Genomic DNA, 15,130 nt, shown 5'->3' with positions numbered 1-15,130 from the left:
TTATGATAGGTAATGAGAGTTACAGAGCAGTTACAAAAAAGAGCAGCCCTCTATTTAGGCTGCTCAATTGGATTGATGATGCTTTTTGATTCAATAATCATGTCGTACATATGTTTCGTCGGTTCTAATGGAGACACACCAAGTTCCTCCTCCAACACTTCTGTGCATTTTTGATACCACTTCATCGCTTGTGGACGATTGTTTTTTCGATAATAACAATACATTAGTAAACGATAAGCTTCTTCCCAGGTTCGGTCACGCTCTAAAATTTTTTCACACCAGTAAATGGCCGTATCATAGTTTTCTCCTCGGACCATTAACTGGGCCATTTTTTCAGCACCTCGTAAAAAATAAACGAGCATACTTTCTCTTTTATTAATACACCAATCTTCATAGCGTCGGTCAGGTAAATATTCTCCTTGATAATGGGTTAAGCCCTTATCTAAAAAATAAACAATCTTATCAAAGTTAGTCTCATTTAATCCATCCTGAATCCAGGACTGAAATTCAGTCGTATCCAATTCGATGACCGCCTGCGGGTTTAACCCATAAAACATTCCTTCTCTTATGATAAAAAAAGGAGCAGCCCTTGCTTTTCTTGTTGGTTCCAATACATGGTGAAGACTGTTCAACGCCACTTTAAAATCGCGGTCCGCACTTTTTTTATCATGGTAAGGCCAAAGAACCTGGATTATTTCATCCTTCGCCATCGGCTCACTTACAGTAATAAGTAACTGAAACAATTCTTTCGCTTTTTCTCTGGGCCAATCCTTTTCAGCTACCTCCTTCTCACCAAGCCAAACCTTAAATTGACCCAGTGTCTGAACTCTTAGTGAATACCCAGGATGCGAGTCGATTATGGCGACACCCATATTCTGAAGAATTTTCGCCACATACGGTTGATGAATTTTTTCTTTTATCGCCTCCAATAATAAGGGAACAAATACTTGTAAATCCCTCGGGCTAAAAACCGATCTTTTATGAAAGAAAAATTCATAATCGTTACTCTGCACGATATTTAGAAAATCAGTCATGCTCTTCCTAAAATCTTCCGTGCTTTTCTGTACATAATAAACATGAGACATCCAGAAATAACTTAGCATCAGTCCAAAATAATCCTCACATAGTAAAAATAATGACTGGGTTTTTTCTAGATAGTGATGTGCCTTCGGCAAACGATCATTATAAATACAGGTAATCCCAATACACAAAGTAATAAGTGCTGACAGCCATACATCATGAACCTTTTCCGTTTCCTGAAGGGCTCTTTCCCCTGCCTCCAAAGCCCGTTCCAGCTCACCTCTTGTTCCATATAAAATACAGAGACCCATAAGCGGCTCCGCTTTACCGCGATCCACATTAAGCTGCTCCATAATATCTAATGCGGTTTGGTAACAGGTTTCTGCTAGATTTAAATCATATTTATTTAACACTTGTACGGCATGCCCCATACGAATCCAGCCACAGGCTTCAACAAATGGCGCATTTAAGTTTATACCTTGCTGAATTCCTGCTTGAGCGAGCTCCTTCGCCTTTATCCCTTCTCCAGTAAAGGCTTCGATGAGGGAAAGTAATAAATCGGTTTCACGGTGCGATTGCGGCAAGGATGTAACATTTGTCCCATTCAGCTCTCCTTTTTTAAAATAAAGCGCTTTCTTCGCTTGTTCAAAACGACCGGTTCGTAGATATAATCTAGCTTCTAAATTTCCATCCAAGCTGTCCAGCATCGATTCCTTCGTCTTTTTTATCCATTTTTCTGCTTCAGACGATTTACCTGAGTTTAATAGATTCTCAGAAAGTAAGTGATAGAGTTTCCCCTTTTCCTCCGCTGAACTCATAGATTTCTCTCGATAAGTAATTGCTTCATATAAAATTTTTTCTGCGAGCTGCGGTTGTATCGTATCTAAATAGATTTTGGCTTTTCCTTCTAACGCCCTGCTCATGCCCAAGTAGTCTTGCTTTTTCTCAGCACCGGCGAAAGTTTTAGTGTAACACTCCTCGGCCTCTTGGTACTGGGATCGGTAACGATACACCTCTGCTTTTAGAAACCAAAGGAGATAATAGGCTTGCATTTCCACTTCTGGAACCATTCTTAGCTGATCAAATAAGCTATCTAATTTGCCACTTTCAAGCATACTTAAACCATTCTCCTGAAGAATAGAAGCAATCGCTTTATAGTGGTTAATTTTTTTATAGTGGTGAAGGGCTTCCTCCCATAATTCTCGTTTTTCATAAAAACGAGCGGCTCTTTCGTGAAGCATAGCATAATTAGTTGGATTGTTTTTTTGGAGGGACTCTTCTAAGAATTCTTTAAAAAGTGCATGATACCGGTAATGGCTCAACCCTACCTTTTGTATGAATAAATTTCTTTCTTTTAATTGCTCTAGCATTCCAGAGGCGGCTTGAAGCCCCATCACCTCATCACAAATTTCTTCCTCTATTTCATCAAAAATCGAGGTCTGCTCTAAAAACTGTTGGATGATTGGAGGCTGTTTTGAGAAGACTTCCATCACTAAGTATTGGAATAAATCTTGAAGTGAATGTGAGGAGTGTTCAAAAAGATCCGAAATATCGTTTGTAAGAGGAATTTGCTGTGCAATCATGCATAAAGCAATCACCCATCCCTCTGTCATCTGATAAATCGTTTGTAAATGGCTTGCCTCAATATTTAATCCATAAAGGTCAGTTAATAGCAGTTCCATTTCTTCAAGGGTAAGGACTAAATCTTCCTTCGTGATTTCTAGTAATTGCCCACATACCTTCATTTTCGTCAAATGCTTCCATCCTGGTCTACTTCGGCTGGAAATAACAATATGTAAATTGGAAGGGATGTGTTCAAGCAATTTCTCTATCCAGCTATTAATCGTATAGGAATGTTCTATTTGATGAAAGTCATCTAAGATCAATGTTAATTCAGTTGAGATGGAAAGGACTTCATTTATAAAAAGTGAACATAATACACTCAGTTCTTCTGCACGAATATAACGGTCCATCGTATCAATATAATTCGATAGCTCCATTCCGAATTCAGGGACAACTCGGCGAATGGAATGGATGACATAGGAAAGGAATGGCAGGATGTCGTCATCCATTGGCGAGATGGAGTACCAACACCCTTGTATGGCTTCGTCTCTCATAAATAAAGCAAGCGCCGTACTTTTTCCAAAACCTGCACCGGAATGAATGATGGTCAAAGGGTAGTCAGGAATCTTCTTCATTTTTTGAGTTAGTTTTGCTCTTCTAATAAACTCATCCTTCACTGCAGGGATTCGTAGTTTTGTTTCAATGATTGGCAGCTTCAATTTATGAGACCTCCTCTCTTTTTCACAATATTTACACTATTTTACCATATTGTGACTCATAAGTGTACGAGTAAGGAGAAACAAATAAGGAGCTCTAATCCATGTGAATTTATTCAGTGTAAATCATTTTCCGAGTCATTCCTCCATCAACGACTAAATTAATACCAGTAACAAAATCATTTTCGCAATCTGTTAAATAGAGACAGGCACGTGCGATATCGCTAGGTTTGCCTACACGTTTAGATAGATGCTGCTCATGATCGAGTTCCGATAGTTCTGATTCGTCTCCTGTATGAATCCAGCCTGGAGAAACGGCATTAACTGTAATTCTATCGTTACTAAATGAAGCAGCCATTGCATGGGTTATTGCGGTAATTCCACCTTTTGTTGCCGCGTATGCTTCTGAATTTGGTTCTGACATAAGGGCTCTAGTGGATGCAATGTTTACAATGGATCCTCCTCCTTCGTTCTCTCTCATATACTTAGCCGCCTCCCTCGAGCAAAGGAAAACACTTCTCAGATTGGTATTAATGATATCGTCCCACTCTTCTATAGATAACTCATAGGGGGATTTAAACACACTCTTCCCGGCATTATTAATTAATATATCAATGGTTCCATATGTATTTTTGGTCGTTTCAAATAGGTGAATGATGTCCTTTTCCGATTTAATATCTGTTTTCACAAATTGTACTTCTGCTCCATGGTTTCTTAGTTCGAGAGCAGCCATGTTCCCTGACTCAGAGTCTACATCCGCTATAACTACCTTTGCCCCTTTTTCAGCAAAGGCGGATGCCACGCCACGTCCAATTCCATTTGCCGCCCCTGTGACCACAACTACCTTATTTATAAAATCCATTTGTCAACAATCCCTTCTCTTTTTAAAAACTAAGCTTATTCCCATATGATATACGGAAATTTCAAGTAATAATATAGGGTCTGCTTGAAAAAGCTAAACAGATAATAGAGGATTATACCCTCAGTTAATTGGAGTGTTTATTATTGTCCATTAAGAAAAAGATTCCGCTACTTTTTTGCCTTTTAGTTTTCTTGATTCTACTAAGCAATAATACCTTTCATTATGTTCGTTCGAAAAGTCAGTTACTCAACTTTAACGAGAAAGAAATTGAAATGATCATTAAAGAGGTCTCCCTCCAAGTAGAGAAAACAAAAGAAGGATCGCTTTATGTGGAGGATATTCTAGGTAGAGACCTTAGAATAGCTTCACTAGCAATAAAACAAAAGCTTCCCGCAAACTACCAAGACATAAGCAATGAACAGTTAACGTCATTAGCAAAGGAAGTAGGCGTTTCTCATATTACTTTATTAGCCAAAACGACAGATGACATTATCGGCGTAAAATCTTCCGACCCTGAAGAAATAAACATGTCAACTAAGGATTGGGGTTATTGGTATGATGCCTATCAACAACTGTTCGCTTTAACACCTGTTTCCGTTGGTAAAGGGGTAACCTTGCCGCATTATTGGTCTGGTCCAATAGAAATTGCGTCCTCCGATCCCGAACATATCGATAAATGGGGCTATTATTTTGATGGGTCTACGAATTACATCATTAACCCCTATTTTCGAGACAATGAAGTGTTAGAATACGAGGAACGATTCGGACCTGGGAAGGTAATCGAAGGTTTTATAAAAGAACGAGGAGTTTTGGAATTATCCGTCATCAATCCTAAGAACTTTGGTAAAAAGAGTGAAGTGGTTCATCTAAACGGAAATAGTTATATACGAATTTCCGCTAGACCCATATGGTATGGATCCTACAAATACCGCAATGTGAAAGATGATACAAAATTTGTAAAAAAAGCGATAAAAACGAAAGAATTACAATCATATAAGGTTTGTTTGAATGGGAAAAGTATCATGAAAACCTTTGTGCCTGTTTTTCCTAAAAATGACCAAGCCTATGTGATTGGTCTTGTTTATAATTATGGCTTGATCGAGCAGGAGCTTCGTCATGAGTTAATGGTCCATGTCCTTCTGTCTATTGCCATTATGATTATTGTATTAATAATCAGCTTTATCTTTTCTCGGTCCATTACACAGCCAATTGGATATATCGTTGACCAGGTCAATGAAATCGCTCAAGGAAATTACGAAAAAAACATCCACTTAAATCGAAAAGATGAGTTAGGTTTACTTACTGAAAATGTGAATTCTCTTTCTAAACATTTACAGAGCTATGTTAAAGACTTACATCAAAGTAAAGAACTCATTGAATACCAGGCCTACCATGATCCTTTAACAGGCTTATTAAACAGAAGGTATGTTCTTGAAAAATTAACCCCTTTTATTAACCGTGCTAATAAAACGGGGGGAAAAATATCTGTTTTATTCATCGACTTGGATCGGTTTAAACAAGTCAATGACTCCTTTGGGCATAGCAAGGGAGATGAAATATTGAAAACCGTTGCTAACCGTATTAAGAATTGTCTCCCAGAAGATGACACCATTATCATTACAAGACAAGGCGGAGATGAATTTATTATTTTTCTAGTGGACTTTGATATCTCCGAAACAAAAAATGTTGCTGAAAAAATTGTCAACAACCTTAAAAAATCATATTCTCTTGATGGAAGTGAAATTTACCTTGGTGCCAGTTGTGGAATTAGCTTGTATCCTGACCAATCAAAAGAAATAGATACACTTGTTATTTATGCGGATTTGGCTATGTATGCAGCTAAAAAGATGGGCGGCAATAAAGTAGTGGTTTACTCGGAAAAAATAAATCAGTCCAATGTAAAAAGGCCAAGATTGGAATCCCGTTTACGTAAAGCTATTGAGAATGAAAAAATCGAAGTGTATTACCAGCCCAAAATCAATGCTGACTCTGGTACAATCTTTGGTGCTGAGGCATTAGTCAGATGGAATGATGAAGAATTTGGATTCGTGTCACCGGATTTGTTTATCCCGATAGCTGAAGATACGGGACTCATTCAATCTTTATGGGAGATCGTCATGAAGACAGCTTGTCAACAGATTAGCAGCTGGAACCTGAAGCGTTCGCAATCGCTATCAATTTCAGTTAATTTCTCTGCACGTCAATTTCAAGAGCCGGATAGTATGGTCAAACGTGTGAAAGAAATTCTATCCGAAAGCCGTTTAAACCCACAAAACTTTGAAATTGAAATTACCGAAAGTATACTTCTTAACAATTCGACTGAAATTGTTCATTCACTACAAACTCTTCAAAATATGGGAATTGCTATTTCAATTGATGATTTTGGTACTGGTTACTCTTCCTTAAGTTATTTAAAGGATTTACCAATCGATTCCTTGAAGATTGATAAATCCTTTATTCAGAATATCGATGAAGAGTATAGAAATACGGAGATTCCTGAGGCCATCATTAATTTTGCCCGAGCCCTTCGTCTTAGTGTCATCGCTGAAGGAGTGGAAAAAGAATTTCAAAAGGAGTTTTTACTTTCGAAAAACTGTGTGCAAATGCAAGGATATTTATTTAGTAAGCCATTGAGTAAAGAGGATTTTGAGAATTACATCAATGATTAAAAGGAGGCAGCCGTGGCTGCCTCCTTTCTTTCTACTGAACAAATTCTTCTGCGGTACATTTATTACTTCCTGTATTGCTGATGGACAACAGCTTTGCGTTCATTTCAGGAAATCCAGCTTGCATCGCATGCATAAGCTGCTTCCCCTTTCCTTTCTCGATAAAACAAATAACCGTTGGTCCAGCACCGCTTAGCGCTACCCCGAATGCGCCACTAGATTTGGCCAGTTGTTCCATTTCATGATAAGCGTGAATAAGCGGTTTACGGTAAGGCTGATGAAACAAGTCCTTCTCCATCATTTTTCCCGCTAATGACCAATTTTGGCTTAATAGAGCTGCAACTAATAGATTGGCTGTAGAAGAGGCTTGGATTGCCTCTCCTTGAGAATAGGTTGTCGGCAGAACTTCTCGGGATTCTTTAGTCAGTAATATGTCTTGTGGAATCAGGGCTACCATCTCAAAAGGAAGGTCCGTAAAGGAGAGCATATCTACTTCATCTTGGCCATAACAACCAATGACAAGTCCTCCAAAAAGAGATGCACCAACATTATCAGGATGACCCTCCCATTTAGTAGCAAGGAGAAGCTTCTCTTGCTTAGTCAAGCCCAGGTCTCCTACTGAATCAGCCAGCTCAATACCGGCCACAATGGCTGCGGCACTTGAGCCTAGTCCACGTGCTAAAGGAATCTCACTATCCACACTAATTTTACATGGGGATAGTTTTATGCCATAGTGAGCTGCTGTCTGGATCGCAACTTGGCAAATGAAATGACTCTCATCAGTTGGTAAATCCTTTAATTCCTCACATTGTGATCGGCATTCCCATTTGTCATGCTTATCAACTTCTAAGGTCAAATACAAATTAAGAGCTAGACCGATTGAATCAAATCCTGGTCCGAGATTAGCTGAACTTGCTGGTATTTTAATGATTAGTCGATCATTTAGTGTCACGTTGGACAACACCTTTGATATGACCTTTTACCGCCTCTTCATCATTTGGCAACTGAACTGGTTTAACTAGACTGCTGCCAATAGCTGTATCTGGATCTTTCAACCCATTTCCAGTGAGGACAGCCACAATTTTTGTCCCTTTTTTTACCTTTCCCTGTTGGATACTTTTATAAATACCAGCAATGGAGGCACAGGATGCAGGTTCAGCAAAGACCCCTTCCGATGAAGCTAGTTTTTTATAGGCAGCAATAATCTCTTCGTCTGTTACTTCATCAAACTGACCATCTGACTCTTGAACAGCAGAAACAGCTAAATCCCAGCTAGCGGGGTTCCCAATTCGAATGGCCGTTGCGATTGTTTCTGGATTTTCAAATACTCGGTTATGCACAAGAGCAGCCGCTCCTGCTGCTTCATAGCCAAACATTCTTGGCAACCCGGTTCTCCTTTTATCAGCAAATTCTTTAAATCCTTTCCAATAGGCACTAATGTTTCCTGCGTTTCCGACTGGGATGGCCAAAATATCTGGCGCTTCTCCTAACTGCTCACAAACCTCAAATGCAGCCGTCTTTTGCCCTTCCAGTCTGAATGGATTAACGGAATTCACAAGTGTGATTGGCTCTTCTTCGCTAATATTTCGAACCATTTGCAATGCCTGATCAAAATTCCCCTCAATAGAGATGATCTCAGCTCCATACATCATCGCTTGGGCAAGCTTGCCTAAGGCAATTTTCCCTTCTGGTATAACGATAATACACTTTAATCCTGCTCGTGCTGCGTATGCTGCTGCAGCAGCAGAAGTGTTACCCGTAGAGGCGCAGATCACCGTCTTACTTCCTTCCTCTACGGCTTTGGCCACAGCCATCACCATTCCTCTGTCTTTAAATGAACCAGTTGGGTTTGCACCTTCCATCTTTACATAGAGGTCCACATCCCACTCCTTTGAAAGCCGTTCAAGCTTGATTAAAGGCGTATTTCCTTCGTTTAATGTTAGTTTAGGAGTCTCGTTATTGATTGGTAAAAATTCTTTATATGCTTCTAATAGTCCTGGCCATCTCATAATGATTTCCTCACAACCCTATATGCACTTTTTATTTCTTTGACTGCTGTTAAATCATATAATTCTAGTAGAATTTTATCGTAATCTGTTACAGATGCTCGATGGGTCACTAAAACAATTTCTGATGTTTCATTTTTCTTAATTGGCAATTGAAGAATTTTTTCAAAGCTAACTCCGTATTTTGCAAAAATGGAGGTAATATCAGCAAACACGCCTACCTCATCCTGGACATGAATTCGCAGAAAATACTTGGAGAATTTCTCTTCATCTTCTTTTAATCGCTTAGGGTACTGCGGTGTAACCGCACTTCGGCCATTTACACCCAGTCTTAAATTTTTAATTACACCTACAAGATCAGAAACAACGGCAGTTGCGGTTGGTAAACTTCCTGCCCCTGGTCCGTAAAACATCGTTTCCCCCACTGCTTCACCATAGACATAAACCGCATTGTATTCATTTTGAACAGAAGCAAGTGGATGATTATCTGATAAGAACGTCGGGGCCACACTTACTTCTACTTTTTCTCCTTCACGGTGAGCGAAGCCAATTAGTTTCATTGTATAGCCTAATTGTTTTCCGTAGCGTAAGTCCTCTTCTGTTACATTAGAAATACCATTTACTTTTACATCATCCAAATCGATATGCATAGAGAATCCTAGTGTCGCTAAGATGGTCATTTTTCGTGCGGCGTCTAACCCTTCTACATCTGAGGTTGGATCGGCCTCCGCAAATCCCAGCTCCTGGGCTTCTTTAAGAACTTCGTCATAGGAGCGGCCTTCATTGCTCATTTTTGTTAAAATATAGTTAGTGGTCCCATTTACGATACCCATCATTTGTGTAATCCGGTCAGATGCCAGGCCGTCAACCAAGCCTCTTAAAATGGGAATGCCTCCCGCCACACTTGCTTCATAAAACAAGTCACAGCCATGTTCTGAGGCGACGGTTAACAGCTCTGAACCATGCAAGGCCATTAAATCTTTATTCGCTGTAACCACATGTTTTCCTTGGCGAAGAGCAGTAATTAAATAATCCTTTGTATCTTGTACTCCGCCCATTACTTCAATAACAACATCAATGTCATTGTCGAAAAGAATATCATCGGCGCTTGACGTTAACATTTGAGCTTCTACCTCAACAGGTCTACTTTTATGTAGGTCTTGTACAAGAATTTTTTTGATGACTACCGGACACCCCACTTGGTGAATTAACTTATCCTGATGATTTTTAATGATTTTGACTACACCTGAACCAACTGTTCCTAAGCCTAATAATCCAATAGAGATTGCTTTCATGTGTTCGCCTCCCATACATGTGTCCGTATATCACGCACAAATGTTTTTCTGTTGTAGACATTATATGACTGTCTGAATTTTTTTACAATATATTTATTTAGGTGGAAATGCATGTAATCGCTTACTACCGCGCCGTTACTGAATAACTTTTTTATGGTGAATTTCCTCACTCAAAAAGTTAAAATTTTTTCCGCTTTATCCCTTTACAATCCTGAAGGTATGGTTGTAGAATAATCCCTATATTCAATTGAATTTTGAAATTTCGTACAAATTAGTTTCTTTTATAATTGAAAAAAGTATTGATGAAGACGGCATTAAGAAAAAGCTTCAGAGAGCCGGTGGCTGCTGCGAACCGGTGCTGTTTCTTAACATGCCTAGCCCTTCTGAACTGGCTGCTGAAGACTTTTAGTAGGCTCGCCCGGTAGAAACCGTTAATTTCTTGAGGCTGCACTTCTTTTGTGCAGCAAAAGAGGGTGGCACCACGTGACCTTACGTCCCTCATAACAAGACAAATCTGTCTGTTATGAGGGACGTTTTTTATTAGAAAGCAAAAATTGAGGAGGCTTGGAGGAAAATGTACAAAGTACTTGTAACCGATGGAATTAGCAATACAGGATTAAAAAGCTTATTGGACCATCCTAATTTCGTTGTCGACCGGCAACCCACTCTTCCTGTTGAAGAGTTGAAGACCATTATTGGGAATTACGACGCACTCATTGTGAGAAGCCAAACAAAAGTAACCGGGGAGCTTCTAGAAGTGGCGGGCCGATTACGAGTCATCGCAAGAGCAGGTGTTGGCGTTGATAATATTGATGTAAATGCAGCTACTCGTAAAGGAATTATTGTTATTAATGCTCCTGGTGCCAATACAATTGCAGCAACAGAACATACCTTAGCGATGATGCTATCCTTAGCTCGAAAAATTCCCCAAGCCCACAAAAAAACATCAAATGGCGAATGGGACCGGAACTCCTTTAAAGGGGTGGAGCTTTATAAGAAAACACTAGGTGTCATTGGAATGGGTAAGATTGGTACCGAGGTAGCAAAACGCGCCAAAAGCTTTGGAATGAACATTTTAGGTTTTGACCCTTATTTGACAGAGGAACGGGCCAAAAAACTGGGGATGACAAAGGCAAGCCTTGATTTAATTGCACAGGAATCAGATTTTATTACGATCCATACCCCTCTAACTAACGATACAAGAGGACTAATTAACGATGAGTACTTAAGCAAAACAAAAAAAGGTGTCCGCTTTGTCAACTGTGCTCGCGGAGGCATTATTGATGAAAAAGCACTGGTAAGAGCCGTGCAATCCGGCCATGTTGCCGGAGCAGCGCTTGATGTGTTTGAAAAAGAGCCAGTTGCAGATCCGGAATTACTAGAAAATCCAAACATTATTGTAACGCCACATCTCGGTGCATCAACTGTTGAGGCACAGGAGAAAGTAGCCCAAGAGGTAAGCGCGGAAATTATCGAAATTTTTGAGACACAGTCGATTCAACATGCTGTTAATATGCCGCAAATGTCTGGGGAAACACAGGCAAAATTGCAGCCCTATTTACTTCTTGGCGATCAAATGGGCCAGCTTGTCATTCAATTATTAAACAAGCAAGCTCCAACCAAAATAGAAATCAATTATTATGGTGATTTAGTAAACGAAGATACAGAGTTATTAACTCGTACTTTATTAAAAGGTGTATTATCTTATCATTTAAGTGATTCCGTCAATTTGATTAACGCACTTCACCTTTTGAAGGAGCAAGGTGTGTCTCATAATGTAGTAAAGAATGCAACTAATAAAGGCTTTGCGAATTATATGGAGCTAAGCGTATCACAGGGTAATGAGACCGCGAAGATTGGAGCAACGGTCTTAAATGGATATGGCGCGAGGATTTTGAAAATTAACCAATACCGGATTGATGTGAAACCAGAGAAGTACTTGTTATATATTAAGCATCGCGACGTACCTGGTATGATTGGAAAAGTGGGTTCATTATTGGGCGATCACAGCATCAATATTGGTACGATGCAGGTAGGCCGGACGGAAGTAGGCGGCGAGGCAATCATGGTGTTAACTCTTGATAAAACATTAAGTCCAAATGTGATCCGTGTCCTAAAGATGATTGATGGATTAAATGAAGCTCAAGTCCTGGAGTTGAGTACGGTCGATTCGTTTGAGCCTGGGCGGTTGGAACCTGAGAAGGTAGAGAGCATTTAGGTTCATAGAAAGAGGGATTGCGTAGATTGCAATCCCTCTTTCTTTTTATAAAATCCCCTTAATATCTAATACGGAATCTAAAATATAGTCCGCCGCATGTTTTTCAAATTCGCTTCTTGCGTCTTTTCCAGATAAACCAGTTAAGACAGCAGCAAATTGACATCCCAATTGTCTAGCAGCAAGCAAATCTGCCAAGGAATCTCCGACAACTAAGACCTCTTCTCCATTTTCAATAGGCAGAGTAGTATTTAAACAGTCTGACACAGATGTGCCTTTCCCCTTAAGACCCATGATGTACGTAAACGGATGAGGCTTAGACAAAGATTTTGTTTCTGGAAGCTGTTGTTCTGCCTTTAGCACCTCATCAGCTGTTACAATCCTATTTTCTTCAAAATACTGTAACCAATTTAAATGGTGAAAAGGCTGAATCGTTTCTAATTCCGGTCTCCCTGTTCCTATACCAATCGTATATCCAGAGGTAGTTAGGAAATCGAACAGTTCACTAATTTCTTCCTGAGGAGCTAATGTTGTTTCATTGGCAAGGAAGCCATGTTTACCTTGTTGTACCGATGGTCTACCAGTAGAAGCTAAAACATGCTCATCCCCTACATACCACTCCTGGGAAACATGTTCACAGACAGACCACAGCTCCCCTTTTAGAAAAATGGACGTTTCCACTCCCAACTTCTCATAAGCTAACTCATTTAAATAGCCCAGTAATTCCTGCTTCGTTGCCTCAGATTGCTCAAATTCCTTCACAAACAAAGAAAAATCCATCTTTACAGGATAATTCCCAAGAACCCTTCCAATCTCTAGCAACGTTTCACGATTAATGGGTGCCTGACACCAGTTATTAATTTTTTCAAATTCATACTCTTTTATTTGTGATAACAGATGGATTAGTTGATGGCTGAAGGAAAGATAGATCATATCCCAGTTCGCGTTTAAGCCGCGTGATTTCATAAACTTAAGAATTTGGTCGTTTATAAAAACTTGTTCTCTTATTCCCTTCAATTCCTCTGCCGTATAGTCTGTTTTAAACTTATCCGGAGACAGCCCTAAGTACTTATTACTAATTAACATCTCCCAAACCGTCAATGCCGAAGCATCAAAATAGTGTTCTTCACTTAACAGGACACCATCCACGTCAAACAAAATCGTTTTAATCAATTTTCCTTCCCTCACTTCTAATTATGCTTTTATACGCTATCGTAACACAGCAATCCTACTTACTTAAAGGAATTTGTTAAAAAAAATAAGATGGTTTAATTTTGCACATAATAAAAAAAGCTAACCAATTAGGCTAGCTTTTTAGGATAACTATTATCTCGCGAAGCGGTGATTACCGATTGTCACAGTCACTTGGCGTGATGTAATCCAAGAGCTGGTAGAAGTTTTAGGATTATAGAAGAATAAGGATCCTTTCCCTTTTCCCATAAATGCGATTGCTTCATTAACGGCTCTCTTTGAAGCATAATCTGCTGGTTGATTAATTTGACCGTTTGCGACAGGTGTGAATGCATAGTGGCCATTTGAAATTTGATAGATAACGCTTTTCACCGTTGAAGGGAAATCAGGGCTCTTCACTCTATTTAAGATAACAGTTGCGACTGCAACCTTCCCTGCATATGGTTCTCCTACAGCCTCTGCATGAACTAAACGTGCCATTAATTCTTTCTCTGCAGGTGTAATTGGCGAGTTAGGAATTAACATGTTTTGACCAGTATAAAGTGGTTTCGATTGATTTGTCGCCATTAATGTATTGATTGGCACACCAAAGCCTTTTGCTATGTTCCAGTAGGTTTCTCCGGATTGAATTTTATGAGTAGTCGTCGCCGCTTCTGACTTTTCAGTTAACGTAAAGGCTGACATTGATAAAATTAATCCCGTTGCAATAACTAGTTTTTTAAGTTTTTTCATGTGTTAGTACCTCCCGTATTTTGTCTGTCGTTTCTCTACTCATAAGGCTATCAGTTGTAACATACTAATTCATCGTCCAAAAAGTGGTAACTAGTAAACTACTAAAACCGTGCCCAACCTCATGCTATTTCTCTATTAAATGGAATTTTAAACCAGTTTAATTTTTCATCCTAAAAATGGTTTTATTGGATAGTTTCGGTTGCCTTATTACAATTTATATCAGCTATGTAACATAGAATGGAGCCAAAAAGACCCAGTTTTCACGATATTGACAACAATATCCTTATTTTCATGTAAGTTGTCACCCAAAACTTGGGTAATATAAAAGAGACAAAATAATTGGGAGGCTTTGCAAATGAAAAATCAATTAGTTGACGTACTCAACAAACAAATTGCCAATTGGTCTGTCTTGTACATCAAGTTACACAACTACCATTGGTATGTGAAGGGCGAAAATTTCTTCACCTTACATGCTAAATTCGAAGAGTTCTATAATGAGGCTGGGTTACATGTAGATGAGTTAGCTGAGCGATTACTTGCAGTTGGAGGCAATCCCGTTGCAACTATGAAGGAATGTCTAGAACGATCCTCTATTGAAGAAGCATCTGGTAAGGAATCGGCATCTGAGATGGTTCAGTCTATTATAAATGATTTCTCCATCATCACAGGTGAATTAAAAGAAGGAATGAGTACTGCAGAGGAATTAGATGATGAAACAACAGGAGATATGCTACTAGCGATTCATTCTGGTTTAGAGAAACACATTTGGATGTTAACTGCTTATCTAGGTAAAAAAGTTTAAAAATAGATCAAAAGCGGATGACTCATTAAACCATTGGAGTCATCCTTCTTTTTTAAATTATA

Annotated in this window: 10 protein-coding genes and 1 other annotated feature; of the genes, 3 read left to right on the top strand and 7 right to left on the bottom strand. The window is 39.2% G+C overall.

Going from position 1 to position 15,130, the window contains the following annotated elements; translation table 11 throughout:
• Positions 1-50: 50 nt before the first annotated feature.
• Together QFZ87_RS07960 and QFZ87_RS07955 are read right to left on the bottom strand one after the other, a co-directional pair.
• Positions 51-3,302 (bottom strand): AfsR/SARP family transcriptional regulator, encoded by a 3,252-nt coding sequence (locus tag QFZ87_RS07960; protein WP_309859921.1) that lies wholly within the window; start codon positions 3,300-3,302, stop codon positions 51-53.
• Positions 3,303-3,411: 109 nt separating this feature from the next.
• Complete coding sequence (locus QFZ87_RS07955; RefSeq protein ID WP_309859920.1) at positions 3,412-4,161, bottom strand: glucose 1-dehydrogenase; 750 nt, start codon at positions 4,159-4,161, stop codon at positions 3,412-3,414.
• Between the two features lie 191 nt (positions 4,162-4,352).
• Here QFZ87_RS07955 and QFZ87_RS07950 point away from each other — a divergent pair, with 191 nt between their 5' ends.
• Positions 4,353-6,830 (top strand): bifunctional diguanylate cyclase/phosphodiesterase, encoded by a 2,478-nt coding sequence (locus QFZ87_RS07950; RefSeq protein ID WP_309859918.1) that lies wholly within the window; start codon positions 4,353-4,355, stop codon positions 6,828-6,830.
• A 31-nt stretch (positions 6,831-6,861) separates the two neighbouring features.
• On the opposite strand, the gene thrB is transcribed toward QFZ87_RS07950, so the two are convergent.
• From thrB to QFZ87_RS07935, 3 genes are read right to left on the bottom strand one after another with little or no spacing between them, the layout of a single operon-like run.
• Positions 6,862-7,779 (bottom strand): homoserine kinase, encoded by a 918-nt coding sequence (gene thrB, locus QFZ87_RS07945; RefSeq protein ID WP_309867701.1) that lies wholly within the window; start codon positions 7,777-7,779, stop codon positions 6,862-6,864.
• The gene (gene thrC, locus QFZ87_RS07940) at positions 7,766-8,836 is read right to left on the bottom strand and encodes a threonine synthase (protein WP_309859917.1); all 1,071 of its coding nucleotides are present in this window, start codon (positions 8,834-8,836) and stop codon (positions 7,766-7,768) included. Before thrC ends, thrB begins: the two co-directional genes overlap by 14 nt.
• Entirely contained in the window at positions 8,833-10,128 is a 1,296-nt protein-coding gene (locus tag QFZ87_RS07935; protein ID WP_309859915.1) for a homoserine dehydrogenase, read from the bottom strand. The genes thrC and QFZ87_RS07935 overlap by 4 nt, the downstream gene beginning before the upstream one ends.
• 290 nt (positions 10,129-10,418) lie before the next feature.
• Positions 10,419-10,630 (top strand) — a binding site (T-box leader).
• 72 nt (positions 10,631-10,702) lie between these two features.
• Between QFZ87_RS07935 and serA the strand changes: the two genes are divergently transcribed.
• A complete protein-coding gene (gene serA / locus QFZ87_RS07930) occupies positions 10,703-12,346 on the top strand; it encodes a phosphoglycerate dehydrogenase (protein ID WP_309859913.1) in 1,644 nt (547 codons plus the stop codon).
• A 45-nt stretch (positions 12,347-12,391) separates the two neighbouring features.
• Here the strand turns inward: serA and QFZ87_RS07925 are convergent, their stop codons facing one another.
• Positions 12,392-13,516 carry an HAD family hydrolase gene (locus QFZ87_RS07925; RefSeq protein ID WP_309859911.1) on the bottom strand — a complete coding sequence of 375 codons (1,125 nt, stop codon included), beginning with the start codon at positions 13,514-13,516 and terminating at the stop codon, positions 12,392-12,394.
• A 153-nt stretch (positions 13,517-13,669) separates the two neighbouring features.
• The gene (locus QFZ87_RS07920; RefSeq protein ID WP_309859909.1) at positions 13,670-14,266 is read right to left on the bottom strand and encodes a cell wall hydrolase; all 597 of its coding nucleotides are present in this window, start codon (positions 14,264-14,266) and stop codon (positions 13,670-13,672) included.
• A gap of 355 nt (positions 14,267-14,621) precedes the next feature.
• On the opposite strand from QFZ87_RS07920, the gene QFZ87_RS07915 reads away from it, so the two are divergent.
• Positions 14,622-15,068 carry a Dps family protein gene (locus QFZ87_RS07915; protein ID WP_309859906.1) on the top strand — a complete coding sequence of 149 codons (447 nt, stop codon included), beginning with the start codon at positions 14,622-14,624 and terminating at the stop codon, positions 15,066-15,068.
• Positions 15,069-15,130: the final 62 nt, after the last annotated feature.

The sequence above is a fragment of the Bacillus sp. SLBN-46 genome, from assembly GCF_031453555.1.
In the GTDB taxonomy this organism is placed as follows: Bacteria; Bacillota; Bacilli; order Bacillales; family Cytobacillaceae; genus Neobacillus.
The sequence above is the reverse complement of the archived record's forward strand: the minus strand, read 5'-3'. Positions and strand labels throughout refer to the sequence as shown.

What these genes read in the sequence shown, in the direction of transcription:
- QFZ87_RS07915 (WP_309859906.1), top strand. Translation starts at nt 14,622, where the DNA reads ATGAAAAATCAATTAGTTGACGTACTCAACAAACAAATTGCCAATTGG.
- QFZ87_RS07920 (WP_309859909.1), bottom strand. Translation starts at nt 14,266, where the DNA reads ATGAAAAAACTTAAAAAACTAGTTATTGCAACGGGATTAATTTTATCA.
- thrC (WP_309859917.1), bottom strand. Translation starts at nt 8,836, where the DNA reads ATGAGATGGCCAGGACTATTAGAAGCATATAAAGAATTTTTACCAATC.
- serA (WP_309859913.1), top strand. Translation starts at nt 10,703, where the DNA reads ATGTACAAAGTACTTGTAACCGATGGAATTAGCAATACAGGATTAAAA.
- QFZ87_RS07935 (WP_309859915.1), bottom strand. Translation starts at nt 10,128, where the DNA reads ATGAAAGCAATCTCTATTGGATTATTAGGCTTAGGAACAGTTGGTTCA.
- QFZ87_RS07955 (WP_309859920.1), bottom strand. Translation starts at nt 4,161, where the DNA reads ATGGATTTTATAAATAAGGTAGTTGTGGTCACAGGGGCGGCAAATGGA.